This window comes from Pseudomonas sp. BN102 (genome assembly GCF_029871245.1).
GTDB lineage: Bacteria > Pseudomonadota > Gammaproteobacteria > Pseudomonadales > Pseudomonadaceae > Metapseudomonas.
Window position 1 is genome coordinate 68,465 of record NZ_SSON01000072.1, and the last position, 23,742, is coordinate 92,206.

Below are 23,742 nucleotides of genomic sequence, written 5' to 3' on the forward strand. Positions count from 1 at the left end.
GCACGCACCTCCAGCCCCGACGTAGCCGTTCGGCCAACGTTCTGAATGAGTTCGCCCCTGCGCGCGTCGCAGCATCAGCCGGGAAGCCGGAGTCGCTCCTCTCACTCCAGCCGGCAGGCTTCCATCCCCGCCGTCAGCGCGGCTTCGTCCTGAGGCCCGGCGAAGATCAGCTCCAGACGCGAATCCTTGCGCCATTCGCTGGCCTGCCAATGGATCGGCGCGCCATCCAGGGCATTGCCCGAGAGCCAGCCGGCATTGGTCCGCAGCACCAGCTTGGCGCGGCGCCAGGGCAAGCCGGCGAGCCACAGCTGCACGCGCACCAGCTCGAGCTGCTGGCTCGGATGCCAACGCCAACCGATGCTCCAACCTTCGTTACCGGCCTGAATTTGGCAGATCGGTTCAGCCGGATTCCTCCACAGAGCCGGATGTTTATCCACACCTGTTGGTAACTTGTCGATATCAACAGTTTTTCCAGAGTGTGAATGAATGCCTGGAAGCTTCTCGATATCGAGCCTGCCCTGTGTCGTCCACAGCACGTTGGAGGCAGGCAATTGCGCGGAAAGTTGTTCACATGTGGACAAATCGAGGTTTTCCGACTTATTCAGTAGCACAAGGCCAGCACCAGAAAGTGCCTCCCGCTGGCTGTCCGGCAGGGGCTGGCCCGTAGCCAGCGCCGCCGCGTCCAGCACCACGACGCTTGGCTGTAGCGCCAAAACGCCCTCCCAGGGCGGTTCGCGGAGCTGTCGCAGTAGCTCGACCGGATGTCCGAGTCCGGAGGGCTCAATCAGTAGCCGGTCCGGCCGCGCCTTGCGCAGTAGACGGGCCAGGCCGACCTGGAAGGGCGCGCCGTTGACGCAGCAAACGCAGCCGCCCGCCACTTCGGCGAGGCTGATGCCGTCGTCACTACTGGTCAGCAGGGCGGCGTCCAAGCCGATCTGGCCAAATTCGTTGATCAGCACCGCCCAGCGTTCATGGTCGGGCCGCTGCGCCAGCAGCTGGCGGATCAGGCTGGTCTTGCCGGCGCCCAGGGGCCCGGCGATCAGATGGGTAGGGATATGAGTAAGCATGGACCTATGGTGCTGCTTCACAGCCGGCCAGGAAAGCGCCGTGCTAGAGTCGCGTCCTTCATTGCCTGGAGACCTCCCATGCGTGCCTGGTTACTACCCGCGCTGCTGTTGCTGTCCGTCGAAGCCCACGCCGAAGCCTGCGTGGTGCACAGCCAGGGCGAACGTCTGGAAGTGAAGCTCTGCCAGGAAAACCGTAGCATTCCGACGCAGCTGTTTCGCGAAGGTTTCTGCCAGCCGCAGATGCAGGGGCAGAAGGTGGAAGTGGCTTTTGTGGATAACTGCCCAGCCGGCGCCTTCGGCGTCTGCCGCAACGCCAAGGTCAGCAACCAGCCCTATCGCCAGGATATCCACTACTACGGCGTGGCCAGCGATGCGCGTTACCTCAAACCCTTCTGCGAGGCACAGAGCCAGGGCAAGTGGGAGTAGCGCCCCCACAGGACAGCTTCCCGTCAGCCCAACCAGTCCAGCGTCAGCAGCAGCCGGCCTTCTCCCGGTGCGGGCTGCGGCGACCTGTGGATAATGCCCCGGCCTTCATTCCCCAGCCATTTCTCGCCCTTGAACAGGGCCACATGCCCGGCCGCCAGCTGCTGGTTATCCACAACCACGCCCGGTTCCACGGTCCAATCGCCCAGACGCGCTCGCGGCATCTGGCCTTCCTGCAGCCACTGGCTGCCTACGCCGGCGTAGGTGGTGATCAGCCGCAGCGGCACATGGTCGACGTGAAAGCGCGGGCACATGGCCTTGTCCAGGCGCCGCAGGCGCAGGCCGATACGCCGGGCGTCCAACAAGCAGGCAAAGGCGCGGACCAGCCAGCCGACATCGGCGATGAAGCCCTGGTAACCCTCCAGGTCGGCGAAGCCGGACGCCAGGCCCTCGAGTTCCGGTTCGGAATCGGCACCAGTCAACTCCAGGGTCAGGGATTCGCTCAGCGGATCACCCAAGGCCAGCAGGCTGTTGGCGAAGCCTTCGATGTGCAACGGCAGGCGCCGTTGCCAGACCGCCAGATTGACCCCATCGCGCAGGGCCTCGGCCAGTACCTCCGGGCTGTCGCCCCGGACCTGGCGGGGCGCAAGTTCCACTTGCGGCGCCAGCATCAGGCCGCCACCTCTTCTTCATGCCAGGGTCCGAAGGGGTCGGGGAGCTGCGCCCAGGCGTCTGGCCCCTGAGCCATCTCGGCGTCGTCCAGCAGGCAGGCATCCAGCTCGCTGCGAAGCAGGGCGAAGTCGATGTCCTGGCCGATGAACACCAGTTCCTGGCGGCAGTCACCGACCTCGGCCGTCCAGTGCCGCATGACGGCCTGCTGGCCCTCCGGGTCCTGGGGCCATTGCTCGCGAGGGACGAAGCGCCACCAGCGACCGGCCAGTCCGTGGCGCATCAGGCCACCGGCCTGGGACCAGTTGCCGGCTTCCCTGGGCTTGCTGGCCAGCCAGAAGAAGCCCTTGGAGCGCAGCAGCCGGCCATTGGTCCACTCGCGGTCGAGGAAGCTGAAGAAGCGCTGGGGATGGAAGGGCCGCCGGGCGCGATAGGCCGTCGAAGCGATGCCGTAGGTATCGGTCTCCGGCGCATGCTCGCCGCGCAGTTCCTTGAGCCAACCGGGGGCTCGGGAAGCGCGTTCGAAGTCGAAGCGTCCGGTGTCGAGTATCTGCTCGAGCTCGACCTGGCCCATGACCATGGGCAGGATGCGCGCTTCCGGATTGAGCCGCTGGAGGATGGCGGACAGTTCTTCGCGCTCACTTGCTTCGATCAGATCGACCTTGCTAACCAGCAGGACATCGGCGAACTCCACCTGTTCGATCAGCAGTTCGCTGATGCTGCGCTGGTCATCGCTCCCCAGGGATTCCCCATGGCTGGCCAGGTCTTCCGCGGCCTGGTAGTCGCGCAGGAAGTTCACGCCGTCGACCACTGTGACCAGGGTGTCCAACCGCGCCAGATCGGCAAGGCTCTGACCCTGCTCGTCGCGGAAGGTGAAGGTCTCGGCCACCGGCAGCGGTTCGGAGATCCCGGTGGATTCGATCAGCAGGTAGTCGAAGCGCCCCTCGCGGGCCAGCCGGCTGACCTCTTCCAGCAGGTCCTCGCGCAGGGTGCAGCAGATGCAGCCGTTGCTCATCTCCACCAGCCGTTCCTCGGCGCGGTTCAGGCTGACGTCGCGCTGCACGTCGCTGGCGTCGATGTTGATCTCACTCATGTCGTTGACGATCACGGCCACTCGCAGATTCTCGCGGTTTCTCAGCACATGGTTGAGCAGGGTGCTCTTGCCCGCGCCGAGGAAGCCGGACAGCAGGGTGACGGGTAGGCGTGCGTGCATGGGTATTCCTCTCAGGCTTGGCGCAGGTGGCGCTCTCGTTGTTCCTGGCGTTGCTTGGCTTCGATGCAGAGGGTCGCGGTGGGACGCAGCAGCAGGCGGCGCAGGCCGATGGGCTCGCCGCTTTCCGCGCACCAGCCGTACTCGCCGCGAGCGAGCCGTTCCAGGGCTTGGTCGATCTTGTCCAGCAGCCGCTTCTCCCGCTCCAGCAGGCGCAACTGCCACTGGCGCTGTTCCTCGCGGCTGGCGAGGTCGGCTTCGTCGCTGACCGGCTCGAAGTCACGCAGGGCACCGAACTCACCGTCGATGCGCAGGCGTAGCTCCTGCCGCTGAGACTCGAGCAGGGCACGGAAGAAGGCCTGCTGGGCCGCATTCATATAGGCCTCGGCGGGCTGGGCGAGGAGTTCTTCGTGGTTGAGGAGGGCTTCGGGCATGGCGGCGATCGCTTGGTGTGTTATTTGTTATAACATAACAATATCCATCAATTACAAGAGCCCCTCCGATGAACGCCATCAACCTCCCGGATATCGCCTCCCAATCCAGCGCCCAAGCCATGCCCCTGGACTGGGTCGGCATGTGTGGGATCGCCCTGCCACTGTTGCTGAACAGCCAACGCATAGCTGCCCGCGCCGATGTCGGCGTCAGCCTGGATGAGGCCAGTGCGCGGGGCATCCATATGTCCAGGCTCTATCTGGCGCTGGAGGAGTTGGAACAGGAAGAGCTGGCGCCGGCCTTGCTGCATCGGGTACTGACACGCTTCCTCGATAGCCATGAGGGTCTGTCCAGCAGCGCCAGCTTGAAGCTGCGCGGCGAGGTCCTGTTGCAACGTCCAGCGCTGGTCAGCCCGCTGGCAGGATGGAAGGCCTACCCCTTCGAGGTCATCGCACGCCAGGATCGGCGGGGGTTTCACGTGGAACTTCATCTGCAGCTGGCTTATTCCTCCACCTGCCCTTGCTCCGCAGCCCTCGCTCGCCAACTGATTCAGCAGCGCTTTGCCGAGGACTTCGACGGGCGGCCGCTGGAGCAGCCCCGGGTGCTGGACTGGCTCGGCAGCAGCAAGGGCATTGTCGCGACACCCCACAGCCAACGCAGCCATGCCCAGCTGTGGGTGCGGCTGGGGCGTACCGGCGCCCTCGCCTTGCGCCACCTGGTCGACCTGGCGGAACAAACCCTGGGCACTGCTGTGCAGACCGCCGTGAAACGTGCGGACGAACAGGCCTTCGCCCTGGCCAACGGCCAGAACCTGATGTTCTGCGAAGATGCGGCACGGCGCCTGAGCGGCGCCTTGCGCGAGCAGGAGTGGCTGGAGGGCTTCAAGCTGAGGGTCGTGCACGCGGAGAGCCTCCACGCACACGACGCCGTGGCCGAAAACAGCTGGAACTGGGCGGCCTGACTAGCGGTATAGGTCGGCACGGCTCCATGGCAGCTCATGGGAGCCGTCCGCACGCGGCTTGAGCGCGAGGATCTGGTGCAGGTTGATCCAGCCCTTCTGGAACCCGTGGGCGCAGCCGGCCAGGTAGAGCCGCCAGATACGCAAGGCCTGTTCTGGTATCAGCTTGGCCGCCTTGGCCAGGTTGGCCTCCAGGTTGGCGCTCCAGAACTCCAGGGTACGCGCGTAGTGCAGACGCAGGCTCTCCACATCCACCACTTCCATGCCGGCCAGGCTCAGCTGGGCAACCATGGTCGACAGGTGGGGCAACTCGCCATGGGGGAAGACAAAGCGGTCGATGAACTCGCCGGCGCCCCGCCCCACCGGGCGTCCGTCCGGATGACGGGCGGTGATGCCGTGGTTCATGATCAGTCCGCCATCGCGAACCGCCCCGTACAGGCGCTTGCAATAGACCGGCAGGTTGGCATGCCCGACATGCTCGAACATACCGACGCTGATCGCTTTGTCGAAGCGACCGTCCTGAGGCAGGTCGCGATAGTCCAGCAGCTGCAGCTCCACCTGGCCACCCAGGCCATCGGCCTTGACCCGCTTGCGGCCCAAGGCCAACTGCTCGCGGCTGAGGGTGATGCCGAATACCCTGACGCCATACTCACGGGCTGCGAAGCGCGCCAGCCCTCCCCAGCCACAGCCCACGTCCAGCAGGTACTCACCGGACTTCAGCCGCAGCTTGCGGCAGAGGTGGTGCAGCTTGGCCTGCTGGGCGCTATCCAGGTCTTCGGTGCCGGTGGGGAAATAGGCGCAGGAATAGACCATTTCGCGGTCCAGCCAGAGCGCATAGAAATCGTTGGACAGGTCGTAATGATAGGAAATAGCGGCGGCGTCGGTGTCCTTGTCATGAGCCTGGCGCTCAGGGACGACCTCTTCGTCGTCTCCTGCCAGGGCCGCGCTCAGCGCATCGCCGACCCGGATCACTTCGAGTATCGGTCCCGCGAGCTCCAGGCGCCCTTCCACATAGGCGGCACCCAGGGTGTCCAGGCTTGGCCGCGCCAGCAGGGATACCAGGCTGGGATCCTTGACCGTCATGGTCACGGTCGGGTTCGGACCGAGCTCGATCTCCTTGCCGTCCCACAGCAGCAGGCGTAGCGGCAGTTGCAGATCGCGGAGGACCGGGGGAAGTTGCGCAAGCATAAGAACTCCTCCTTCACCAAGGACACTGCAAAGGTAGACCACCTTAGGCAATTGTATGGCTATAGGCTCAATAGTTCTGCGCTATGCGAACGGCAAAAAGCCCGGCGTACCGGGCTTTTTTCACACGGGCACCTGGTTATTCGACAGTCACTGACTTCGCCAGGTTTCGCGGCTGATCCACGTCCGTGCCCTTGAGCACGGCCACGTAGTAGGACAGCAGCTGCAGCGGGATGGTGTAGAGGATGGGCGCCAGGGCGTCGTTAATGTGCGGCATGGCCACCATGTGGGTGCCCTCGCCATTCTCGATGCCGGCCTCGCGATCAGCGAAGACGATCAGCTGGCCGCCGCGGGCACGCACTTCCTGCAGGTTGGACTTGAGCTTCTCCACCAGCTCGTTGTTCGGCGCCACGGTGACCACCGGCATGTCGCTGTCCACCAGCGCCAGCGGGCCATGCTTGAGCTCGCCTGCCGGGTAGGCTTCGGCGTGGATATAGGAAATTTCCTTGAGCTTCAGCGAACCTTCCATGGCCACCGGGTACTGGGCGCCACGGCCGAGGAAGAGGGTGTGGTGCTTTTCGGCGAACAGCTCGGCGACCTTCTCCACAGTCTTGTCCATGGCCAGGGCTTCGCCCAGGTGGGTCGGCAGGCGCCGCAGGCCTTCCACCAGACCGGCTTCGACGCCCGCCTCGAGGGTGCCGCGTACTTGGCCCAGGGACAGGGTCAGCAGCATCAGGCCTACCAACTGGGTAGTGAAGGCCTTGGTGGAGGCGACGCCGATTTCCGGGCCGGCCTGGGTCAGCAGGGTCAGGTCGGATTCGCGTACCAGCGAGCTGGTACCGACGTTGCAGATGGCCAGACTGGTCAGGTAACCCAGTTCCTTGGCATTACGCAGGGCGGCCAAGGTGTCGGCGGTCTCGCCCGACTGCGAAATGGTGACGAACAGGGTGTCCGGCTGCACCACCACCTTGCGGTAGCGGAACTCGCTGGCCACCTCGATCTGGCAGGGAATGCCGGCCAGGCCTTCGAGCCAGTAACGGGCCACCATGCCGGCGTGATAGCTGGTGCCGCAGGCGACTATCTGCACATTGCGCACCTTGGCGAACAGCTCGGCGGCGCGCGGGCCGAACGCATTGACCAGCACGTGGTCGTTGCCCAGGCGGCCTTCCAGGGTGCGCTGCACCACCTTGGGCTGCTCGTGGATTTCCTTGAGCATGAAGTGGCGGTATTCGCCCTTGTCGGCGGCCTCGGCGCCTTCGTGGTACTGCACCTGCTCGCGCTGTACGGAGCGGCCCTGCTGGTCCCAGATCTGCACGCTGTCGCGGCGGATCTCGGCGATGTCGCCCTCTTCCAGGTAGACGAAACGGTCAGTGACCTGGCGCAGGGCCAACTGGTCGGAGGCGAGGAAGTTCTCGCCCAGGCCAAGGCCGATCACCAGCGGGCTGCCGCTACGAGCAGCTACCAGGCAGTCCGGCTGTTTGGCGCTGATCACGGCCAGGCCATAGGCGCCGTGCAATTCGGCCACGGCAGCCTTGAGCGCGCTGGTGAGGTCGCCCAGCGCGGCCAGCTTGTGGTCCAGCAGATGGACGATGACCTCGGTGTCGGTATCCGAGGTGAAGACGTAGCCCAGGCCCTTGAGCTGCTCGCGCAGGGCGTCGTGGTTCTCGATGATGCCGTTGTGCACCACGGCCAGCTGCTCGCCGGAGAAGTGCGGGTGGGCATTGCGCTCGCAGGGGGCGCCATGGGTGGCCCAGCGGGTGTGGGCGATGCCCAGCCGGCCGGCCAGGGGCTCGCCCAGCAGCGCCTGATCCAGTTCGGCGACCTTGCCGGCGCGGCGGCGGCGTTCCAGCTTGCCTTCGTGGCTGAATACGGCCACGCCGGCGCTGTCGTAGCCCCGGTATTCGAGGCGCTTCAGGCCCTCGACCAGGATCGCGGTGATATTACGCTCGGCGATAGCGCCAACAATGCCACACATGGTTGTTCTCCTTTCTCAATCAATGCTCGCGCAGATCAGCTTGATCCCGCGCGCGGCCAATTGTTCGCGCGCTTCCGGGGCAAGGCGCTCATCGGTAATCAGGGTGTCGATACTGCTCCAGGGCAGTTCGAGGTTGGGGATGCGCCGGCCGACCTTATCGGACTCGGCCAGAACTATCACTTCGCGGGCGACCTCGGCCATGACCCGCGAAAGGCCCAGCAGCTCATTGAACGTGGTGGTGCCACGCTGCAGGTCGATGCCATCGGCACCGATGAACAGCTGGTCGAAATCGTAGGAGCGCAGGACCTGCTCGGCCACCTGGCCCTGGAAGGACTCCGAGTGCGGGTCCCAGGTGCCGCCGGTCATCAGCAGCACCGGCTCATGTTCCAGCTCGCGCAGGGCATTGGCGACGTTGAGGGAGTTGGTCATCACCACCAGGCCGGGCTTGTGCCCCAGCTCCGGAATCATGGTCGCCGTGGTGCTGCCGCTGTCGATGATGATGCGCGCATGCTCGCGGATACAGCCGACGGCAGCACGGGCGATGGCCAGCTTGTAGGAGGACACCGGCTGGCTGACCTCGCCTATCAGCTCCTGGGGCATCGGCACGGCGCCCCCATAGCGGCGCAGCAGCAGGCCGTTCTTCTCAAGGGCGGTGAGGTCCTTGCGAATGGTCACTTCGGAGGTGGCGAAGGCCTTGGCCAGCTCGTCGACGCTCACCTCGCCCTGCTGGTCGAGCAGCGCGAGGATCGCATGGCGGCGTTGGGGCGTATTGCGTTTCGTCATCAACGAAAGTTTCGATTCGAAAGATAATGGCGCGAATCAAAACCTAACGAAGGCATCGCGTCAACCCCGAAAACGACAAAAGGCGGCCTTGGCCGCCTTTTGGGCTGGGCCATGGGTTATCCACAGCCCGGGTTATGCACAACCTTACTTCTTGATCTTCACCGGGCGCTTCCAGCCTTCGATATTGCGCTGTTTGCCACGACCGACGGCCAGGGCGTGGGCCGGCACGTCCTGGGTGATGGTCGAGCCGGCACCGGTGGTGGCGCCGTCGCCCAGGGTCACCGGCGCTACCAGGGCACTGTTGGAACCGATGAAGACGTCCTCGCCCATGACGGTGCGGAACTTGTTGGCGCCGTCGTAGTTGCAGGTGATGGTGCCAGCGCCGACATTAGTGCGCGCACCGATCTCGGCATCGCCCAGATAGGTCAGATGACCGGCCTTGGCGCCCTCGCCCAACACAGCGTTCTTCAGTTCGACGAAATTACCCACATGGGCCTTGGCCCCCAGCACGGCACCGGGACGCAGGCGGGCGAACGGACCGCAGTCGGCACCCTCCCCCAACTCGGCGCCTTCCAGGTGGCTGCTGGCCTTGACTACGGCGCCACGGCGCAGAGTGCTGTCCTTGATCACGCAGTTCGGGCCGATTTGCACGCCGTCCTCGATCACCACGCGGCCTTCCAGGATCACGTTCACGTCGATCAGCACGTCGCGGCCCACTGTCACTTCGCCTCGCAGGTCGAAGCGCGCCGGGTCCAGCAGGGTGACTCCCTGGGCCATCAGGCGGCGAGTCGCGCGCTTCTGGTAGTGGCGCTCCAGTTCGGCGAGCTGGATGCGGTCGTTGGCGCCCTGCACTTCCATGGCGTCATGGGGCTGCTCGGTGGCCACCACCAGGCCATCGGCCACGGCCATGGCGATCACGTCGGTGAGGTAGTACTCGCCCTGGGCGTTGTTGTTGGACAGGCGCCCCAGCCAGTCCGCGAGGCGCTTGCCGGGCACCGCGAGGATGCCGGTATTGCCTTCGCAGATGGCGCGCTGCTCGGGGGTCGCGTCCTTGTGCTCGACGATGGCCTTCACCACGCCGGCAGCATCGCGAACGATCCGGCCATAGCCAGTGGGGTCGATCAGGTCCACGGTGAGCAGGGCGAGCTGGTCATCCTTCACCTTTTCCAGCAGGCGCTGCAGGGTTTCCACCTCGATCAGCGGCACGTCGCCATAGAGGATCAGCACACGCTCGGCATTGAGCTGCGGCAGCGCCTGGGCGACGGCATGGCCGGTGCCCAGCTGTTCGGCCTGCAGCACGAAGCCGAGATCGTCCGCGGCCAGACGCTCGCGCACTGTTTCGGCGCCATGGCCGATGACCACGTGTATGCCCTGGGGGGCGAGCTTGCGGGCAGTGTCGATGACGTGGCCGAGCATGGCCTTGCCGGCCACCGGGTGCAGCACCTTGGGCAGGGCCGAACGCATGCGCGTGCCCTGGCCAGCGGCGAGGATGACGATATCGAGGGACATTGAGGGAATCACCAAATCAGGCTGTAGACGAAATCCGGAACGCCGGAAAAGAAAAAGGGTAGCCAAGGCTACCCTTTAACTTGTCTGCAATGAAGCCTTTGGCCTTAGCCGCCGAACTTCTTGCGGATCTGTTGGACGGTACGCAGCTGGGCCGCGGCCTCGGCCAGACGAGCGGAAGCGGTGGAGTAGTCGAACTCCGCGCCTTTCTCGTGCAGGGCCTTCTCAGCAGCCTTGAGGGACTCCTGAGCAGCAGCTTCGTCCAGGTCGCTGGCGCGCAGCACGGTGTCGGCAAGGACCTTCACCATGTTCGGCTGGACCTCGAGGAAACCGCCGGAGATGTAATACACCTCCTGCTCACCACCCTGCTTGACCAGGCGAATGGGGCCCGGCTTGAGGTCAGTGATCAGCGGGGCGTGGCCCGGCGCGATACCCAGGTCACCCAGGTTGCCGTGCGCAATCACCATCTCCACCAGACCGGAGAAGATCTCCGCTTCGGCGCTGACGATATCGCAATGGACAGTAATAGCCATACGCTTGCCTCACGTAAGCGCCCGTTGCCGGGCGCTCAGGGGGTTACAGTTTCTTCGCTTTCTCGATGGCTTCTTCGATGCCGCCGACCATGTAGAACGCCTGCTCGGGCAGGTGGTCGTAGTCGCCGTTGAGGATGCCTTTGAAGCCAGCGATGGTGTCTTTCAGCGACACGTACTTGCCCGGGGAGCCGGTGAAGACTTCCGCAACGAAGAACGGCTGGGACAGGAAGCGCTGGATCTTACGAGCACGGTTAACGAGCTGCTTGTCCGCTTCGGACAGTTCGTCCATACCCAGGATCGCGATGATGTCCTTCAGTTCCTTGTAACGCTGCAGAACGTACTGGACGCCACGAGCGGTCTCGTAGTGGTCCTGACCGATCACCAGCGGGTCGAGCTGGCGGGAGGTCGAGTCCAGCGGGTCCACGGCCGGGTAGATACCCAGCGAGGCGATGTCACGGGACAGTACGACGGTGGCGTCCAGGTGGGCGAAGGTGGTCGCCGGGGACGGGTCGGTCAGGTCGTCCGCAGGAACGTATACGGCCTGGATGGAGGTGATCGAACCGGTCTTGGTGGAGGTGATGCGCTCTTGCAGAACGCCCATTTCCTCGGCCAGGGTCGGCTGGTAACCCACAGCGGACGGCATACGACCCAGCAGCGCGGACACTTCGGTACCGGCCAGGGTGTAACGGTAGATGTTGTCAACGAACAGCAGGACGTCACGGCCTTCGTCACGGAACTTCTCGGCCATGGTCAGGCCGGTCAGTGCAACGCGCAGACGGTTGCCCGGCGGCTCGTTCATCTGGCCGTATACCAGGGCCACTTTGTCCAGAACGTTGGAATCCTTCATCTCGTGGTAGAAGTCGTTACCCTCACGAGTACGCTCACCCACGCCGGCGAACACGGAGTAACCGCTGTGCTCGATGGCGATGTTACGGATCAGTTCCATCATGTTCACGGTCTTGCCCACACCGGCGCCACCGAACAGGCCTACCTTGCCGCCTTTGGCGAAGGGGCAGACCAGGTCGATTACCTTGATGCCGGTTTCCAGCAGCTCGTTGCCACCCGCCTGTTCGGCGTAGGACGGAGCGTCGCGGTGGATGACCCAGCGCTCTTCTTCGCCGATGGGGCCGGCTTCGTCGATGGGGTTGCCGAGCACGTCCATGATACGGCCCAGGGTCGCTTTACCGACCGGGACAGCGATGGCAGCGCCAGTGTTGGAGACGTCCAAGCCACGCTTGAGGCCTTCGGTCGAACCCATTGCGATGGAACGAACCACGCCGTCGCCCAGCTGCTGCTGAACTTCGAGGGTGGTTTCGACGCCGCTGACTTTCAGCGCGTCGTAAACGTTCGGCACCTGATCACGCGGGAATTCCACGTCGATAACGGCGCCGATGATTTGAACGATACGTCCGCTACTCATATCTGGTTCCTCTAAATATATGAACCGGTCTTAAACCGCGGCAGCGCCGCCGACGATTTCCGAGATCTCTTGAGTGATCGCTGCCTGACGCGCCTTGTTGTAGATCAGCTGGAGGCTGCTGATCAGGTCACCGGCGTTGTCGGTGGCATTCTTCATCGCGATCATCCGTGCCGCCTGCTCGCAGGCGTTGTTTTCAACCACGGCCTGATACACCTGGGATTCCACGTAACGCACCAGCAGCCCTTCGAGGAGCTCCTTGGCGTCGGGTTCGTAGAGGTAGTCCCAGTGATGCTTCAGCTCTTGATCCGGGTCGGCCACCAGCGGAACCAGTTGGTCCACGGTCGGCTTCTGCGTCATGGTGTTGACGAACTTGTTGGAGACCACGAACAGGCGATCGATACGGCCTTCCAGGTATGCATCGAGCATGACCTTGACGCTGCCGATCAGGTCGTTGATCGAGGGTTCCTCGCCGATGTGGCTGATGGCTGCAACGACGTTACCGCCGTAGTTGCGGAAGAAGGCCGCACCCTTGCCACCAATCACGCAGAGGTCGATCTCCACGCCTTGTTCGCGGTAACCCGCCATGTTCTTGATCAGGGCCTTGAACAGGTTGACGTTCAAGCCGCCACACAGACCACGGTCGCTGCTCACCACGACATAGCCGACGCGCTTTACTTCGCGGTCGATCATGAACGGGTGGCGGTACTCCGGGTTCGCGTTGGCCAAATGACCGATCACCTGGCGGATGCGCTCCGCGTAGGGGCGGCTGGCAGCCATACGCAGTTGAGCCCTGCGCATCTTGCTGACCGCCACCTTTTCCATGGCGCTGGTGATCTTTTGCGTGCTTTTGATGCTCGCAATCTTGCTGCGAATCTCTTTTGCGCCTGCCATGTAACACCTATCGGGTTAGCAGGCGGGGGGTCTTGCGACCCCCCGCTGCGGCTTACCAGGTTTGGGTGGCCTTGAACTTCTCGATACCAGCCTTGATGCCGGCGTCGATTTCGTCGTTGAAGTCACCCTTCTCGTTGATCTTCGCCAGCAGTGCGGCGTGATCACGATTGAAGTAAGCAATCAGGGCCTGCTCGAAGGCGCCGATCTTGACCAGCTCGATGTCCTGCAGGAAGCCACGCTCGGCGGCGTACAGGCTCAGCGACATGTCGGCGATGGACATGGGCGCATATTGCTTCTGCTTCATCAGCTCGGTAACGCGCTGACCGTGCTCGAGCTGCTTGCGGGTAGCCTCGTCCAGGTCGGAAGCGAACTGCGCGAACGCAGCCAGTTCACGGTACTGGGCCAGGGCGGTACGGATACCACCGGACAGCTTCTTGATGATCTTGGTCTGGGCCGCGCCACCCACACGGGATACCGAGATACCGGCGTTGACCGCCGGACGGATACCGGAGTTGAACAGGGCGGATTCCAGGAAGATCTGACCGTCGGTGATGGAGATCACGTTGGTCGGAACGAACGCGGAAACGTCACCAGCCTGGGTTTCGATGATCGGCAGGGCGGTCAGGGAACCGGTCTTGCCTTTCACGGCGCCGTTGGTGAACTTCTCGACGTACTCTTCGGAAACGCGGGAAGCGCGCTCCAGCAGACGGCTGTGGAGATAGAACACGTCGCCCGGGTAGGCTTCGCGGCCCGGCGGGCGGCGCAGCAGCAGGGAGATCTGGCGGTAGGCTACGGCTTGCTTGGACAGGTCATCATAGATGATCAGGGCGTCTTCGCCGCGGTCGCGGAAGTATTCGCCCATGGTGCAGCCAGAGTACGGAGCGATGTACTGCAGCGCAGGGGATTCGGAAGCACTGGCGGCCACGATGATGGTGTTGGCCAGGGCGCCGTTCTCTTCCAGTTTGCGAACCACGTTGGCGATGGTCGATTGCTTCTGACCGATGGCAACGTAGACGCAGCGGATGCCGCTGTCTTTCTGGTTGATGATGGCGTCAACGGCCAGGGCGGTCTTGCCGATCTGACGGTCGCCGATGATCAGCTCGCGCTGGCCACGGCCGATCGGGATCATGGCGTCAACGGCCTTGTAACCGGTCTGCACCGGCTGGTCTACCGACTTACGCCAGATCACGCCCGGCGCTACTTTTTCCACCGCGTCGGTGGCAGCAGCGTTGATCGGACCTTTGCCGTCGATCGGGTTGCCCAGGGCGTCAACGACGCGGCCCAGCAGTTCCGGACCAACCGGGACTTCCAGGATGCGGCCGGTGCACTTGGCGCTCATGCCTTCGGCCAAACCCTGGTATTTGCCCAGGATCACGGCACCAACGGAGTCTTGCTCCAGGTTCAGCGCCATACCGTAGACGCCGCCCGGGAACTCGATCATTTCACCGTACATCACGTCGGCCAGGCCGTGGATGCGAACGATGCCGTCGGATACGGAGACGATGGTGCCTTCGTTACGGGCTTGGGAAGAGACGTCGAGTTTCTCGATACGTCCCTTGATGATTTCACTAATTTCGGAAGGATTGAGTTGCTGCATTGCTCTGCTGCCCCTTCAAACTCAAGATTTCAACGCTTCGGCCAGTTTCGCGAGCTTGCCGCGAACCGAGCCATCGATAACCAGGTCGCCGGCGCGGATCACGACACCGCCAATGAGGCTGGAGTCTTCCGCGGCGTGCAGACGCACTTCCCGGCTGAGCCGTGCGCTGAGAACCTTGGCGAGTTTGTCTTGCTGTTCATCGCTCAATGCGAAGGCACTGGTGACCTCCACGTCTACCGACTTCTCCCGCTCGGCCTTGAACAGCTCGAACAGTTCGGCGATTTCCGGCAGCAGCACGAGGCGGCCGTTCTCGGAAACAACGTGGATGAAGTTCTGTGCCTGGGCGTCGAACTTGTCGCCAACCACCTCGATGAAGGCGTTGGCTTTCTCTGTGCTCGTCAAACGCGGGGCTTTGAGCACGCGCTGCATGGTGTCGTCCAGCGACACCGCAGCGGCCAGGCCTAGCATGGCCGACCAGGCGGCCAGCTGCTGATGGGCCTGGGCGTACTCGAAAGCAGCCTTGGCGTAAGGTCGGGCCAGCGTGGTCAGTTCTGCCATGATCGCCCTCGCTTAAATTTCGGCAGCCAGTTTGTTAACCAGCTCCGCGTGCGCGTTTTGATCGATAGTGGCACCCAGGATCTTCTCGGCACCGCCGACGGCCAGGCTACCCAGTTGGGCGCGCAGCGCGTCTTTGACGCTGTTCAGTTCCTGCTCGATCTCGGCCTGAGCCTGCGCCTTCAGGCGCTCGCCTTCGGCACGTGCCTGATCGCGAGCTTCGTCGACGATCTGGGTAGCGCGCTTTTTGGCTTGCTCAATGATTTCTGCCGCCTGGCCTTTGGCTTCGCGCAGTTGCTGACCCACTTTTTCGTGGGCCAGCTCCAGGTCACGAGCTGCACGGCTGGCAGCGTCCAGGCCATCAGCGATCTTCTTCTGACGTTCACGCAGAGCAGTGATGACCGGAGGCCACACGAACTTCATGCAGAACAGTACGAAGATGAAGAAGGCAACGGACTGGCCGATCAGGGTTGCATTAATGTTCACGCCAACACCTCGCTCGTTCGTTGTCAGTCGAATCCTCGAAAATCGAGGATTACTGGGCTACCTGAGCAATGAACGGGTTAGCGAAGGTGAAGAACAGGGCGATACCAACGCCGATCATGGTTACGGCGTCGAGCAGACCGGCCACGATGAACATCTTGACTTGCAGCATCGGAACCATTTCCGGCTGACGCGCAGCGCCTTCCAGGAACTTGCCACCCAGCAGACCGAAGCCAATGGCGGTACCCAGGGCACCCAGGCCAATCAGCAGAGCTACGGCGATCGCGGTCAGACCTACTACAGTTTCCATTTTTCCTCCCGACTTTATGTCGTGTTGGTTAAGGGTTAAGTGAAGCGGTAAAGCGAAATCGTTTTGTTCCCACTGCCCTTGCGGGCTTTCCCGTGCCTTGCGGCAAGGGGCCACCAATCACTCGACAAGCACCCTCTTCCGCCCTTCGGGCACCTTCTCCCTGAAGGGAGAAGGTCATCAGGTGCGCTGCGCGTTCTTAGTGGTTGTCCTCATGCGCCATCGACAGGTAGACGATGCTCAGCATCATGAAGATGAAGGCCTGCAGGGTGATGATCAGGATGTGGAACACGGCCCACGCCCACTGCAGTGCGATACCCAGGCCGCTCAGAGCCAGGATGCCGGCGCCGAACATCACGGCGATCAGGATGAACACCAGTTCGCCGGCGTACATGTTGCCGAACAGACGCAGGGCCAGGGAGATAGGCTTGGCCACCAGGGTCACGAACTCGAGCAGGAAGTTCACCGGGATCAGGATGATCTGGACCAGGATATTCTTGCTGCCGAAGGGGTGCAGGGTCAGTTCGCCGAGGAAGCCGCCGATGCCCTTGACCTTGATGCTGTAGAAGATGATCAGGGCGAAGACCGACAGGGACATGCCCAGGGTGGCATTCGGGTCGGTGGTCGGCACGGCGCGGAAGGCCAGGTGTTCGTTGCCGGTGATAGTGGCGGCCAGGACCGGGATCCAGTCCACCGGCACCAGGTCGACGGCGTTCATCAGGAAGATCCAGACGAAGATGGTCAGCGCCAGCGGGGCGATCAGCGGGTTGCGACCGTGGAAGGTGTCCTTCACGCTGCCGTCGACGAAGTCGACCATCACTTCGACCAGGTTCTGCAGGCCGCCGGGCACGCCGGAGGTGGCCTTCTTGGCCGCAGTGCGGAAGAGCAGCACGAACAGCAGGCCAAGACCGATGGACCAGCCCAGGGTGTCCACGTGGAAGGCCCAGAAGCCCATTTCCTTGGCTTGTTCGGCGCTGTGGGCGAAGCCCCATTCGCCAGTCGGCAGACGACCGAAGGTCAGGTTCTGCAGGTGATGCTGGATATAGCCCGAAGCGGTTTGCTCTGCCATGTTTGCCTCAAACGCCCTAAGGTTTCGAAAATCTTGTTTTCATCAGCAGGGGAGCGAACCAGCTGACCGACTGGGTCAGCATGAAGACGCCGAATACCGCCAGCGCATCCAGGGGTTTCACACCTGCGAACGTCAGTGCGAACAGCACTGCCGTCAGAATCAACTTGCCCATCTCGCCCGCGTAGAAAGAGCGGACTATCGCCTGGGCTGCTCGGGCTCCGCTGAAACGGAACGCCTTGCGGGCGAAATACACGTTCGGCAACCAGGCGATCAGCCCGCCGCACAAGCCAGAGTATCCAGCCACCGTGCCACGCCACTGCCATAAAACGACGGCGGCGAGCAGCAAGACGACCAGTTGGGTCAGCAGGACCGGGAAAACCGGAATTCGATGGAAGGGCAAGCGGTTTTGCGTGCGGATATCCATCGCAGCTGTTCCTCTGGCGTCGGCCTCTTGAATCAACGACTTGGCATACTTTGTGCCGACAAAATTGCGCGCAGAGTATAGGGTGGCAACCCACCCCGTTCAACTGCCGGGTAGTGAAATCCGACCGTCGCTACAGCGCCTTTAGTGTCAGCGAATGTGGGCCAGGACGCCCTGTAGTTCGTCGAGGGAGTTGTAGCGGATCACCAGCTGACCTTTGCCTTTCTGGCCATGCTTGATCTGCACCGGAGCGCCCAGCCGCTCTGCCAGGCGCTGTTCGAGGCGGCTGATATCCGGGTCGGATTTGACCGGTTCGACAACTTTCTCCTTGCTGCTCAGCCAGTGTCGGACCAGTGCTTCGGTCTGGCGCACGGTGAGCCCCCGTGCGACAACATGTCGCGCCCCTTCCACCTGCCGCTCGAGGGGCAGGCCGAGCAGGGCACGGGCATGCCCCATCTCCAGATCGCCATGGGACAGCAGGGTCTTGATCTCTTCCGGCAGGCCGATCAGGCGCAGCAGGTTGGTGATGGTGACCCGCGACTTGCCAACGGCTTCAGCCACCTGTTGCTGGGTGAGCTGGAATTCCTGCTGCAGGCGCTGGAGGGCGATGGCCTCCTCGATGGGATTGAGGTCCTCGCGCTGGATGTTCTCGATCAGCGCCATGGCAATGGCAGCTTCGTCGGGCACCTCGCGGACCATGGCCGGAATCTTTTCCAGCCCGGCCTGGTGGCTGGCACGCCAACGGCGTTCGCCGGCAATGATCTCGTAGCGGCCTCCGCCGATGGGACGCACCACGATGGGCTGCATCACGCCCTGGGCCTTGATCGACTGGGCCAGTTCCTCGAGGGCGGTGGGGTCCATGTCGCGGCGGGGCTGGTACTTGCCGCGCTGGATCAGGTCCAGGGGCAGGTGCTGGAGCTCGCGGGTGTCGACCTGGACGGCTTCTTCTTCAAGCGTGGCGACGGTACTGCCGGCCAGCAGGGCGTCCAAGCCACGGCCCAGACCTCGTTTCTTCGCGGCCATGCGGATTCCTTATGCGGTAGCGGTTTTGGCGTTCGCGCGCTGGCGGCGGACCAGTTCGCCTGCCAGCGCCAGATAGGCGACGGCGCCACGGGATTGCTTGTCGTAGACCAGGGCAGGCATGCCATAGCTGGGGGCTTCGGCCAGGCGCACGTTACGCGGGATGACAGCGTCGTAGAGCTTGTCGCCGAAGTGCGTCTTGAGCTGGGCCGAGACTTCGTTGGTCAGGCTGATGCGCGGGTCGTACATGGTGCGCAACAGGCCTTCGATCCTGAGGCTCGGATTCAGCAGCTGGCCGATGCGTTGGATGCTGTTGACCAGGTCCGACAGGCCTTCGAGTGCGTAGTACTCGCACTGCATGGGAATGATCACGCCGTCGGAAGCGACCAGGGCGTTGATCGTCAGCATCGACAGCGAAGGCGGGCAATCGATGAGGATGTAGTCGTAGTTTTCGCGGATCGGCGCGAGGGCCTCGCGCAAGCGATGCTCCTTGCTCGGCATGTCCAGCAACGCCACCTCCGCCGCGGTGAGATCGCGGTTGGCCGGCAGCAGCTGGTAGCCGCCATGCTCGGAGAATTGCATGGCGGTCGCCAGATCGCATTCGCCGGTTAGTACGTCGTAGACGGAGTGTTCCAGGGCGAGCTTGTCGACACCGCTGCCCATGGTGGCGTTGCCCTGGGGATCGAGATCGATCAGCAGCACGCGGCGCTTGGTGGCGACCAGCGAGGCCGCCAGGTTGACACAGGTGGTGGTCTTGCCGACCCCGCCCTTCTGATTGGCGATTGCGAATACCTTGGCCATGGCTGCCCTTCCCCCTTATAGCGTGCGGCGCAGTATCAGCAGATGGCGCTGACCTTGGCAACCAGGAACCACCAGCTCATGCGCCGACTCGACGTGGAAGTCCGCGGGCAGTGCCTGCAGCTCGTCGTTCGGGTGCAGGCCCTTCATGGCCAGCCAGCGAGTCTCGCCGTCCCCCAGGTGGCGGGTCCAGTTGCTGAAATCCTCCAGCGAACTGAAGGCACGGGACACGATGCCGCTGAATGGTTTTTCCGGGGCGAAGGCTTCGACCCGGCTGTGGACAACCTCGAGATTGGCAAGTTTCAGTTCCAGCTTCACCTGGGTGAGGAAACGGGTCTTCTTACCGTTGGAGTCGAGCAGAGTGAAGCGTCGCTCCGGGAACAGGATGGCCAGCGGAATGCCAGGCATGCCGCCGCCGCTTCCTACGTCAAGCCAGTCATCCCCAAGGGCGGCCACATGGGACACCACGCTAAGGCTGTCCAGCAGGTGGCGCGACACCATTTCGTCCGGGTCGCGCACCGCGGTCAGGTTGTAGGCCTTGTTCCATTTGATCAGCAGGGCCAGGTAGGCGAGCAGTTGCTGCTGCTTCTCCGGCGCCAGTTCGACAGCGAGCTGTTGCGCGCCACGGGACAGTTCATCGGCGTGGCGTTGGGTGACGAGGGACATCAGGCGGTCTGCTCCAGCTGACGGCTGGCGCCGCGCTTCTTCAAATGGATCAGCAGCAGGGAAATGGCCGCCGGGGTCACGCCGGGGATACGCGAGGCCTGGCCCAGAGTCTCCGGGCGGGACTGGCCGAGCTTGTGCTGGATCTCCTTGGACAGGCCGGAGATGGTGGCGTAGTCCAGGTCGGCGGGCAGGCGGATGTCCTCGCTGGCGCGCAGACGGGCGATCTCATCCTGCTGGCGGTCGATGTAGCCGGCGTACTTGGTCTTGATCTCGACCTGTTCGGCCACCTGCGGGTCCTCGGCACCGCCCCCGGTCACGTCGACCAGGCCGGCATAGTCGATTTCCGGGCGGCTCAGCAGGTTGAGCAGGTTGTATTCATGGGCCAGGGGGGTGCCGAAGCGCTGGGCGATGGCATCGCCTTCCGGCGTACCGGGGCGCACCCAGGTGCTCTTCAGGCGCTGCTCCTCGAGGGCGATGCCTTCGCGCTTGGCCTCGAAGGCGGCCCAGCGCTGGTCGTCCACGAGGCCCAGCTCGCGACCTTTCTCGGTCAGACGCAGGTCGGCGTTGTCCTCGCGCAGGATCAGCCGGTATTCGGCGCGCGAGGTGAACATCCGGTAAGGCTCCTGGGTGCCAAGGGTGATCAGGTCGTCCACCAGAACGCCGATGTAGGCCTCGTCACGGCGCGGGCACCAGGCTTCCTTGCCCTGGGCGCGCAACGCGGCGTTGGCGCCGGCCAGCAGGCCCTGGGCACCGGCTTCTTCATAACCGGTGGTGCCATTGATCTGGCCGGCGAAGAACAGGCCGGAGATCACCTTGGTTTCCAGGCTGTACTTGAGGTCGCGCGGATCGAAGTAGTCGTACTCGATGGCGTAGCCGGGACGCACGATGTGGGCGTTCTCCATGCCACGGATGGAGCGGACGATCTCTAGCTGCACATCGAAGGGCAGCGAGGTGGAGATGCCGTTGGGGTACAGCTCATGGGTGGTCAGGCCTTCCGGCTCGAGGAAAACCTGGTGGCTCTCCTTGTCGGCGAAGCGATGGATCTTGTCTTCGATGGACGGGCAGTAGCGCGGACCGATGCCTTCGATCACGCCCGAGTACATGGGCGAGCGATCGAGGTTGCTGGCAATGATCTCGTGGGTACGCGCATTGGTATGAGTGATCCAGCAGCTCACCTGGCGCGGGTGCTGTTCCTTGGAACCGAGGAAGGACATCACCGGGATCGGGGTATCGCCGGGCTGTTCGGTCATCACCGAGAAATCCACTGAACGGCCATCGATGCGCGGCGGGGTGCCGGTCTTCAGGCGACCGACACGCAGGGGCAGCTCGCGCAGGCGCTGGGCCAGGGCGATGGAGGGCGGATCGCCGGCGCGTCCGCCGGAATAGTTCTGCAGACCGATGTGGATAAGTCCGCCGAGGAACGTGCCGGTGGTGAGCACCACGGATTCCGCGTGGAAGCGCAGCCCCATCTGGGTCACTACGCCCCTGACCTGGTCGTTCTCGACGATCAGGTCATCGCAGGCCTGCTGGAATATCCACAGGTTCGGCTGGCTCTCGAGGATTTCGCGAATCGCCGCCTTATAGATAACGCGGTCGGCCTGGGCGCGCGTAGCGCGTACGGCCGGGCCCTTGCGGCTGTTGAGGACACGGAACTGGATGCCGCCAAGGTCGGTGGCGGTCGCCATGGCGCCGCCCAGGGCATCGATTTCCTTGACCAGGTGGCTCTTGCCGATACCGCCAATGGCCGGGTTGCAGCTCATCTGCCCGAGGGTTTCGACATTGTGGGTCAACAGCAAGGTCTTCACGCCCATGCGTGCGGCCGCGAGTGCGGCCTCAGTGCCGGCATGGCCGCCGCCGATCACGATCACGTCAAAACGGGAAGGGAAGTCCACCACGCACCTCGTGCCTGTCCAGGCATGGGAAATAGAGAAAGCCGCACAGTATAGGGGAAATTTCCTATTCGCATGAAGCCGTCTGGCCAAAAAGTAGCCAACCCTCAGGTCAGCCCTTTCCAAGGAAAGTTATCCAGAATGGGAAAGGACCTGTGGGTAAAGAAAATAAGAGAGAAGAATTTCTTAAAAAGCTTGTTCTTATGTTTATACATTGGGGAATGGAGTTTCTGTGGATAAGCGACCGTAGCCCAGTAATCACAGGGATTCCAGCGAATGATAAACCTGTGGCGTTCCTGCCCGTAGCCGCTGTGTAAGCCGTCAGCAAGCTGTGCATGCAATGTGATGTTATGCACAGGGGATTTATCCCTTGGCTTTTCACCAGGGTTATGGACTGGGTTAAAGGCAACTTATCAACAGGGTTCAGGCGAGGCTATTTGTGAAGGACGGACAAGCAGAAACGGACCGCCTGGGAACCAGGCAGTCGCGTCCTTTGTGGATAAGTAAGGGGCGCGGCTTATTTGCCGATGCAGAAACTGGAGAAAATGCGTCCGAGCAGGTCGTCGGAGCTGAAGGCGCCGGTGATTTCCCCCAGCGTTTGCTGTGCCTGGCGCAGGTCTTCCGCCAGCAGTTCGCCGGCACCCGCCAGGGTGAGCTGGGAGCGGCCGTGATCAAGGAAGGCACCTGCCTGGCGCAGGGCTTCCAGGTGACGACGACGGGCGCTGAAGCTGCTCTCGGCGGTCTGTTCAAAGCCCATGCAGGCCTTCAGGTGCTCGCGCAGGAGTTCCAGGCCGTCGCCAGAACGTGCGGAAAGGCTCAGGGTCGCGTGACCGTCATCGCTGATCTCCAGGCCTGTCGCCTCGCCGCTGAGGTCGGCCTTGTTGCGGATCAGGGTGACCTTGGCCGGGTCTGGCTTCTGGTCGAGGAACTCCGGCCAGAGGGCGAAGGGATCGGCCGCCTCGGGCGCCGTGGCGTCCACCACCAGCAGCACGCGGTCGGCTTCGCTAATGGCCTTGAGGGCGCGTTCCACGCCAATCTTTTCCACATGGTCGTCGGTATTGCGCAAGCCGGCGGTATCCACAACGTGCAGGGGCATCCCGTCGATGTGGATATGTTCGCGCAGCACGTCGCGGGTGGTGCCGGCGATTTCGGTCACGATGGCTGCCTCACGTCCGGCGAGGGCATTCAGCAGGCTGGACTTGCCCGCATTGGGGCGACCGGCGATTACCACCGTCATGCCGTCTCGCAGCAGCGCGCCCTGGCCCGCTTCGCGCATAACTGTGGATAAGTTTTCGCGTACGCCGTCCAGCAACCCCAGTACATGGCCATCGGCGAGGAAGTCGATTTCCTCCTCCGGGAAGTCGATGGCGGCTTCCACATAGATGCGCAGCTCGATCAGTTTCTCGGTCAGGGCATGCACGCGCCGGGAAAACTCGCCTTGCAGCGAGCGCAGGGCATTGCGCGCGGCCTGTTCGGAACTGGCCTCGATCAGGTCGGCGATGGCTTCGGCCTGGGCCAGGTCGAGCTTGTCGTTGAGAAAGGCGCGCTCGCTGAACTCGCCCGGGCGCGCCTGGCGTGCGCCCAGTTCCATGCAGCGGCGCAGCAACAGGTCGAGGACCACGGGGCCGCCGTGGCCCTGCAGTTCGAACACGTCTTCGCCGGTGAAGGAGTTCGGGCCGGGGAAATACAGGGCTATGCCCTGGTCCAGGGTCTGTCCGGTGCCATCCAGAAAGGACCCGTAGTGGGCGAAGCGCGGCTTCGGTACCCGGCCGCTGATGGCCTCGGCTATCCGCGCGGAAAGTGGCCCGGATACGCGGACTATGCCCACCCCGCCACGGCCCTGGGCGGTGGCAACGGCGGCGATGGTTTCACGGACAGGATTCAT

The 23,742-nt window shown here is 63.3% G+C and carries 24 protein-coding genes; 2 read left to right on the top strand and 22 right to left on the bottom strand.

Annotated elements, in window-relative coordinates; translation table 11 throughout:
• Positions 1–101 precede the first annotated feature (101 nt).
• Positions 102–1,067 carry a CobW-like GTP-binding protein gene (locus tag E8F12_RS18655; RefSeq protein WP_280326694.1) on the bottom strand — a complete coding sequence of 322 codons (966 nt, stop codon included), beginning with the start codon at positions 1,065–1,067 and terminating at the stop codon, positions 102–104.
• A 78-nt stretch (positions 1,068–1,145) separates the two neighbouring features.
• Here E8F12_RS18655 and E8F12_RS18660 point away from each other — a divergent pair, with 78 nt between their 5' ends.
• Positions 1,146–1,493: an NADH:ubiquinone oxidoreductase gene (locus E8F12_RS18660; protein WP_280326695.1), complete on the top strand. Its 348-nt coding sequence runs from the start codon at positions 1,146–1,148 to the stop codon at positions 1,491–1,493.
• A gap of 23 nt (positions 1,494–1,516) precedes the next feature.
• Here E8F12_RS18660 and E8F12_RS18665 read toward each other — a convergent pair whose 3' ends face one another.
• From E8F12_RS18665 to dksA, 3 genes are read right to left on the bottom strand one after another with little or no spacing between them, the layout of a single operon-like run.
• Positions 1,517–2,161, bottom strand: coding sequence for a DUF1826 domain-containing protein (locus tag E8F12_RS18665; RefSeq protein ID WP_280326696.1), 645 nt, complete (start codon positions 2,159–2,161; stop codon positions 1,517–1,519).
• Complete coding sequence (gene zigA / locus E8F12_RS18670) at positions 2,161–3,372, bottom strand: zinc metallochaperone GTPase ZigA (RefSeq protein WP_280326697.1); 1,212 nt, start codon at positions 3,370–3,372, stop codon at positions 2,161–2,163. Before zigA ends, E8F12_RS18665 begins: the two co-directional genes overlap by 1 nt.
• Before the next feature lie 11 nt (positions 3,373–3,383).
• Positions 3,384–3,803 carry an RNA polymerase-binding protein DksA gene (dksA, locus tag E8F12_RS18675; protein ID WP_280326698.1) on the bottom strand — a complete coding sequence of 140 codons (420 nt, stop codon included), beginning with the start codon at positions 3,801–3,803 and terminating at the stop codon, positions 3,384–3,386.
• Positions 3,804–3,871: 68 nt separating this feature from the next.
• Here dksA and folE2 point away from each other — a divergent pair, with 68 nt between their 5' ends.
• On the top strand, positions 3,872–4,762 hold the full coding sequence (gene folE2, locus E8F12_RS18680) for a GTP cyclohydrolase FolE2 (RefSeq protein ID WP_280326699.1): 891 nt from the start codon (positions 3,872–3,874) through the stop codon (positions 4,760–4,762).
• On the opposite strand, the gene cfaB is transcribed toward folE2, so the two are convergent.
• The 18 genes from cfaB to mnmE all read right to left on the bottom strand — a co-directional run bounded on the left by cfaB (position 4,763) and on the right by mnmE (position 23,742).
• Positions 4,763–5,947, bottom strand: coding sequence for a C17 cyclopropane fatty acid synthase CfaB (cfaB, locus tag E8F12_RS18685; protein WP_280326700.1), 1,185 nt, complete (start codon positions 5,945–5,947; stop codon positions 4,763–4,765).
• Between the two features lie 136 nt (positions 5,948–6,083).
• Positions 6,084–7,919 (bottom strand): glutamine--fructose-6-phosphate transaminase (isomerizing), encoded by a 1,836-nt coding sequence (glmS, locus tag E8F12_RS18690; RefSeq protein WP_280326701.1) that lies wholly within the window; start codon positions 7,917–7,919, stop codon positions 6,084–6,086.
• Between the two features lie 15 nt (positions 7,920–7,934).
• On the bottom strand, positions 7,935–8,705 hold the full coding sequence (locus E8F12_RS18695) for a DeoR family transcriptional regulator (RefSeq protein WP_280326702.1): 771 nt from the start codon (positions 8,703–8,705) through the stop codon (positions 7,935–7,937).
• A gap of 141 nt (positions 8,706–8,846) precedes the next feature.
• Positions 8,847–10,211 (bottom strand): bifunctional UDP-N-acetylglucosamine diphosphorylase/glucosamine-1-phosphate N-acetyltransferase GlmU, encoded by a 1,365-nt coding sequence (gene glmU / locus E8F12_RS18700; RefSeq protein WP_280326703.1) that lies wholly within the window; start codon positions 10,209–10,211, stop codon positions 8,847–8,849.
• Between the two features lie 104 nt (positions 10,212–10,315).
• A complete protein-coding gene (locus E8F12_RS18705; RefSeq protein ID WP_280292062.1) occupies positions 10,316–10,741 on the bottom strand; it encodes a F0F1 ATP synthase subunit epsilon in 426 nt (141 codons plus the stop codon).
• 43 nt (positions 10,742–10,784) lie between these two features.
• Positions 10,785–12,161 carry a F0F1 ATP synthase subunit beta gene (gene atpD / locus E8F12_RS18710; RefSeq protein WP_280292063.1) on the bottom strand — a complete coding sequence of 459 codons (1,377 nt, stop codon included), beginning with the start codon at positions 12,159–12,161 and terminating at the stop codon, positions 10,785–10,787.
• A 30-nt stretch (positions 12,162–12,191) separates the two neighbouring features.
• Positions 12,192–13,052, bottom strand: coding sequence for a F0F1 ATP synthase subunit gamma (atpG, locus tag E8F12_RS18715; protein WP_280326704.1), 861 nt, complete (start codon positions 13,050–13,052; stop codon positions 12,192–12,194).
• Between the two features lie 52 nt (positions 13,053–13,104).
• The gene (gene atpA, locus E8F12_RS18720; protein WP_280326705.1) at positions 13,105–14,649 is read right to left on the bottom strand and encodes a F0F1 ATP synthase subunit alpha; all 1,545 of its coding nucleotides are present in this window, start codon (positions 14,647–14,649) and stop codon (positions 13,105–13,107) included.
• 21 nt (positions 14,650–14,670) lie between these two features.
• A complete protein-coding gene (locus E8F12_RS18725) occupies positions 14,671–15,207 on the bottom strand; it encodes a F0F1 ATP synthase subunit delta (RefSeq protein WP_280326706.1) in 537 nt (178 codons plus the stop codon).
• 12 nt (positions 15,208–15,219) lie between these two features.
• A complete protein-coding gene (locus E8F12_RS18730) occupies positions 15,220–15,690 on the bottom strand; it encodes a F0F1 ATP synthase subunit B (protein ID WP_280326707.1) in 471 nt (156 codons plus the stop codon).
• Positions 15,691–15,739: 49 nt separating this feature from the next.
• Positions 15,740–15,997, bottom strand: coding sequence for a F0F1 ATP synthase subunit C (gene atpE, locus E8F12_RS18735; RefSeq protein ID WP_003457994.1), 258 nt, complete (start codon positions 15,995–15,997; stop codon positions 15,740–15,742).
• A gap of 196 nt (positions 15,998–16,193) precedes the next feature.
• The gene (gene atpB, locus E8F12_RS18740) at positions 16,194–17,063 is read right to left on the bottom strand and encodes a F0F1 ATP synthase subunit A (protein ID WP_280326708.1); all 870 of its coding nucleotides are present in this window, start codon (positions 17,061–17,063) and stop codon (positions 16,194–16,196) included.
• Positions 17,064–17,079: 16 nt separating this feature from the next.
• Positions 17,080–17,487 carry a F0F1 ATP synthase subunit I gene (locus E8F12_RS18745; protein WP_280326709.1) on the bottom strand — a complete coding sequence of 136 codons (408 nt, stop codon included), beginning with the start codon at positions 17,485–17,487 and terminating at the stop codon, positions 17,080–17,082.
• A 147-nt stretch (positions 17,488–17,634) separates the two neighbouring features.
• Entirely contained in the window at positions 17,635–18,507 is an 873-nt protein-coding gene (locus E8F12_RS18750; RefSeq protein ID WP_280292070.1) for a ParB/RepB/Spo0J family partition protein, read from the bottom strand.
• 9 nt (positions 18,508–18,516) lie between these two features.
• Positions 18,517–19,305, bottom strand: coding sequence for a ParA family protein (locus tag E8F12_RS18755; RefSeq protein WP_280292071.1), 789 nt, complete (start codon positions 19,303–19,305; stop codon positions 18,517–18,519).
• 15 nt (positions 19,306–19,320) lie between these two features.
• Positions 19,321–19,968, bottom strand: a complete 648-nt coding sequence (gene rsmG / locus E8F12_RS18760) for a 16S rRNA (guanine(527)-N(7))-methyltransferase RsmG (RefSeq protein WP_280326710.1) — start codon at positions 19,966–19,968, stop codon at positions 19,321–19,323.
• Positions 19,968–21,860: a tRNA uridine-5-carboxymethylaminomethyl(34) synthesis enzyme MnmG gene (gene mnmG, locus E8F12_RS18765; RefSeq protein ID WP_280326711.1), complete on the bottom strand. Its 1,893-nt coding sequence runs from the start codon at positions 21,858–21,860 to the stop codon at positions 19,968–19,970. Before mnmG ends, rsmG begins: the two co-directional genes overlap by 1 nt.
• Positions 21,861–22,374: 514 nt before the next feature.
• Complete coding sequence (gene mnmE / locus E8F12_RS18770) at positions 22,375–23,742, bottom strand: tRNA uridine-5-carboxymethylaminomethyl(34) synthesis GTPase MnmE (protein WP_280326712.1); 1,368 nt, start codon at positions 23,740–23,742, stop codon at positions 22,375–22,377.

What these genes read in the sequence shown, in the direction of transcription:
- mnmE (WP_280326712.1), bottom strand. Translation starts at nt 23,742, where the DNA reads ATGAATCCTGTCCGTGAAACCATCGCCGCCGTTGCCACCGCCCAGGGC.
- E8F12_RS18655 (WP_280326694.1), bottom strand. Translation starts at nt 1,067, where the DNA reads ATGCTTACTCATATCCCTACCCATCTGATCGCCGGGCCCCTGGGCGCC.
- atpD (WP_280292063.1), bottom strand. Translation starts at nt 12,161, where the DNA reads ATGAGTAGCGGACGTATCGTTCAAATCATCGGCGCCGTTATCGACGTG.
- E8F12_RS18660 (WP_280326695.1), top strand. Translation starts at nt 1,146, where the DNA reads ATGCGTGCCTGGTTACTACCCGCGCTGCTGTTGCTGTCCGTCGAAGCC.
- E8F12_RS18755 (WP_280292071.1), bottom strand. Translation starts at nt 19,305, where the DNA reads ATGGCCAAGGTATTCGCAATCGCCAATCAGAAGGGCGGGGTCGGCAAG.
- E8F12_RS18750 (WP_280292070.1), bottom strand. Translation starts at nt 18,507, where the DNA reads ATGGCCGCGAAGAAACGAGGTCTGGGCCGTGGCTTGGACGCCCTGCTG.
- cfaB (WP_280326700.1), bottom strand. Translation starts at nt 5,947, where the DNA reads ATGCTTGCGCAACTTCCCCCGGTCCTCCGCGATCTGCAACTGCCGCTA.
- zigA (WP_280326697.1), bottom strand. Translation starts at nt 3,372, where the DNA reads ATGCACGCACGCCTACCCGTCACCCTGCTGTCCGGCTTCCTCGGCGCG.
- dksA (WP_280326698.1), bottom strand. Translation starts at nt 3,803, where the DNA reads ATGCCCGAAGCCCTCCTCAACCACGAAGAACTCCTCGCCCAGCCCGCC.
- glmS (WP_280326701.1), bottom strand. Translation starts at nt 7,919, where the DNA reads ATGTGTGGCATTGTTGGCGCTATCGCCGAGCGTAATATCACCGCGATC.
- folE2 (WP_280326699.1), top strand. Translation starts at nt 3,872, where the DNA reads ATGAACGCCATCAACCTCCCGGATATCGCCTCCCAATCCAGCGCCCAA.
- rsmG (WP_280326710.1), bottom strand. Translation starts at nt 19,968, where the DNA reads ATGTCCCTCGTCACCCAACGCCACGCCGATGAACTGTCCCGTGGCGCG.
- E8F12_RS18665 (WP_280326696.1), bottom strand. Translation starts at nt 2,161, where the DNA reads ATGCTGGCGCCGCAAGTGGAACTTGCGCCCCGCCAGGTCCGGGGCGAC.
- atpB (WP_280326708.1), bottom strand. Translation starts at nt 17,063, where the DNA reads ATGGCAGAGCAAACCGCTTCGGGCTATATCCAGCATCACCTGCAGAAC.
- E8F12_RS18745 (WP_280326709.1), bottom strand. Translation starts at nt 17,487, where the DNA reads ATGGATATCCGCACGCAAAACCGCTTGCCCTTCCATCGAATTCCGGTT.
- E8F12_RS18705 (WP_280292062.1), bottom strand. Translation starts at nt 10,741, where the DNA reads ATGGCTATTACTGTCCATTGCGATATCGTCAGCGCCGAAGCGGAGATC.
- E8F12_RS18725 (WP_280326706.1), bottom strand. Translation starts at nt 15,207, where the DNA reads ATGGCAGAACTGACCACGCTGGCCCGACCTTACGCCAAGGCTGCTTTC.
- atpG (WP_280326704.1), bottom strand. Translation starts at nt 13,052, where the DNA reads ATGGCAGGCGCAAAAGAGATTCGCAGCAAGATTGCGAGCATCAAAAGC.
- atpA (WP_280326705.1), bottom strand. Translation starts at nt 14,649, where the DNA reads ATGCAGCAACTCAATCCTTCCGAAATTAGTGAAATCATCAAGGGACGT.
- glmU (WP_280326703.1), bottom strand. Translation starts at nt 10,211, where the DNA reads ATGTCCCTCGATATCGTCATCCTCGCCGCTGGCCAGGGCACGCGCATG.
- atpE (WP_003457994.1), bottom strand. Translation starts at nt 15,997, where the DNA reads ATGGAAACTGTAGTAGGTCTGACCGCGATCGCCGTAGCTCTGCTGATT.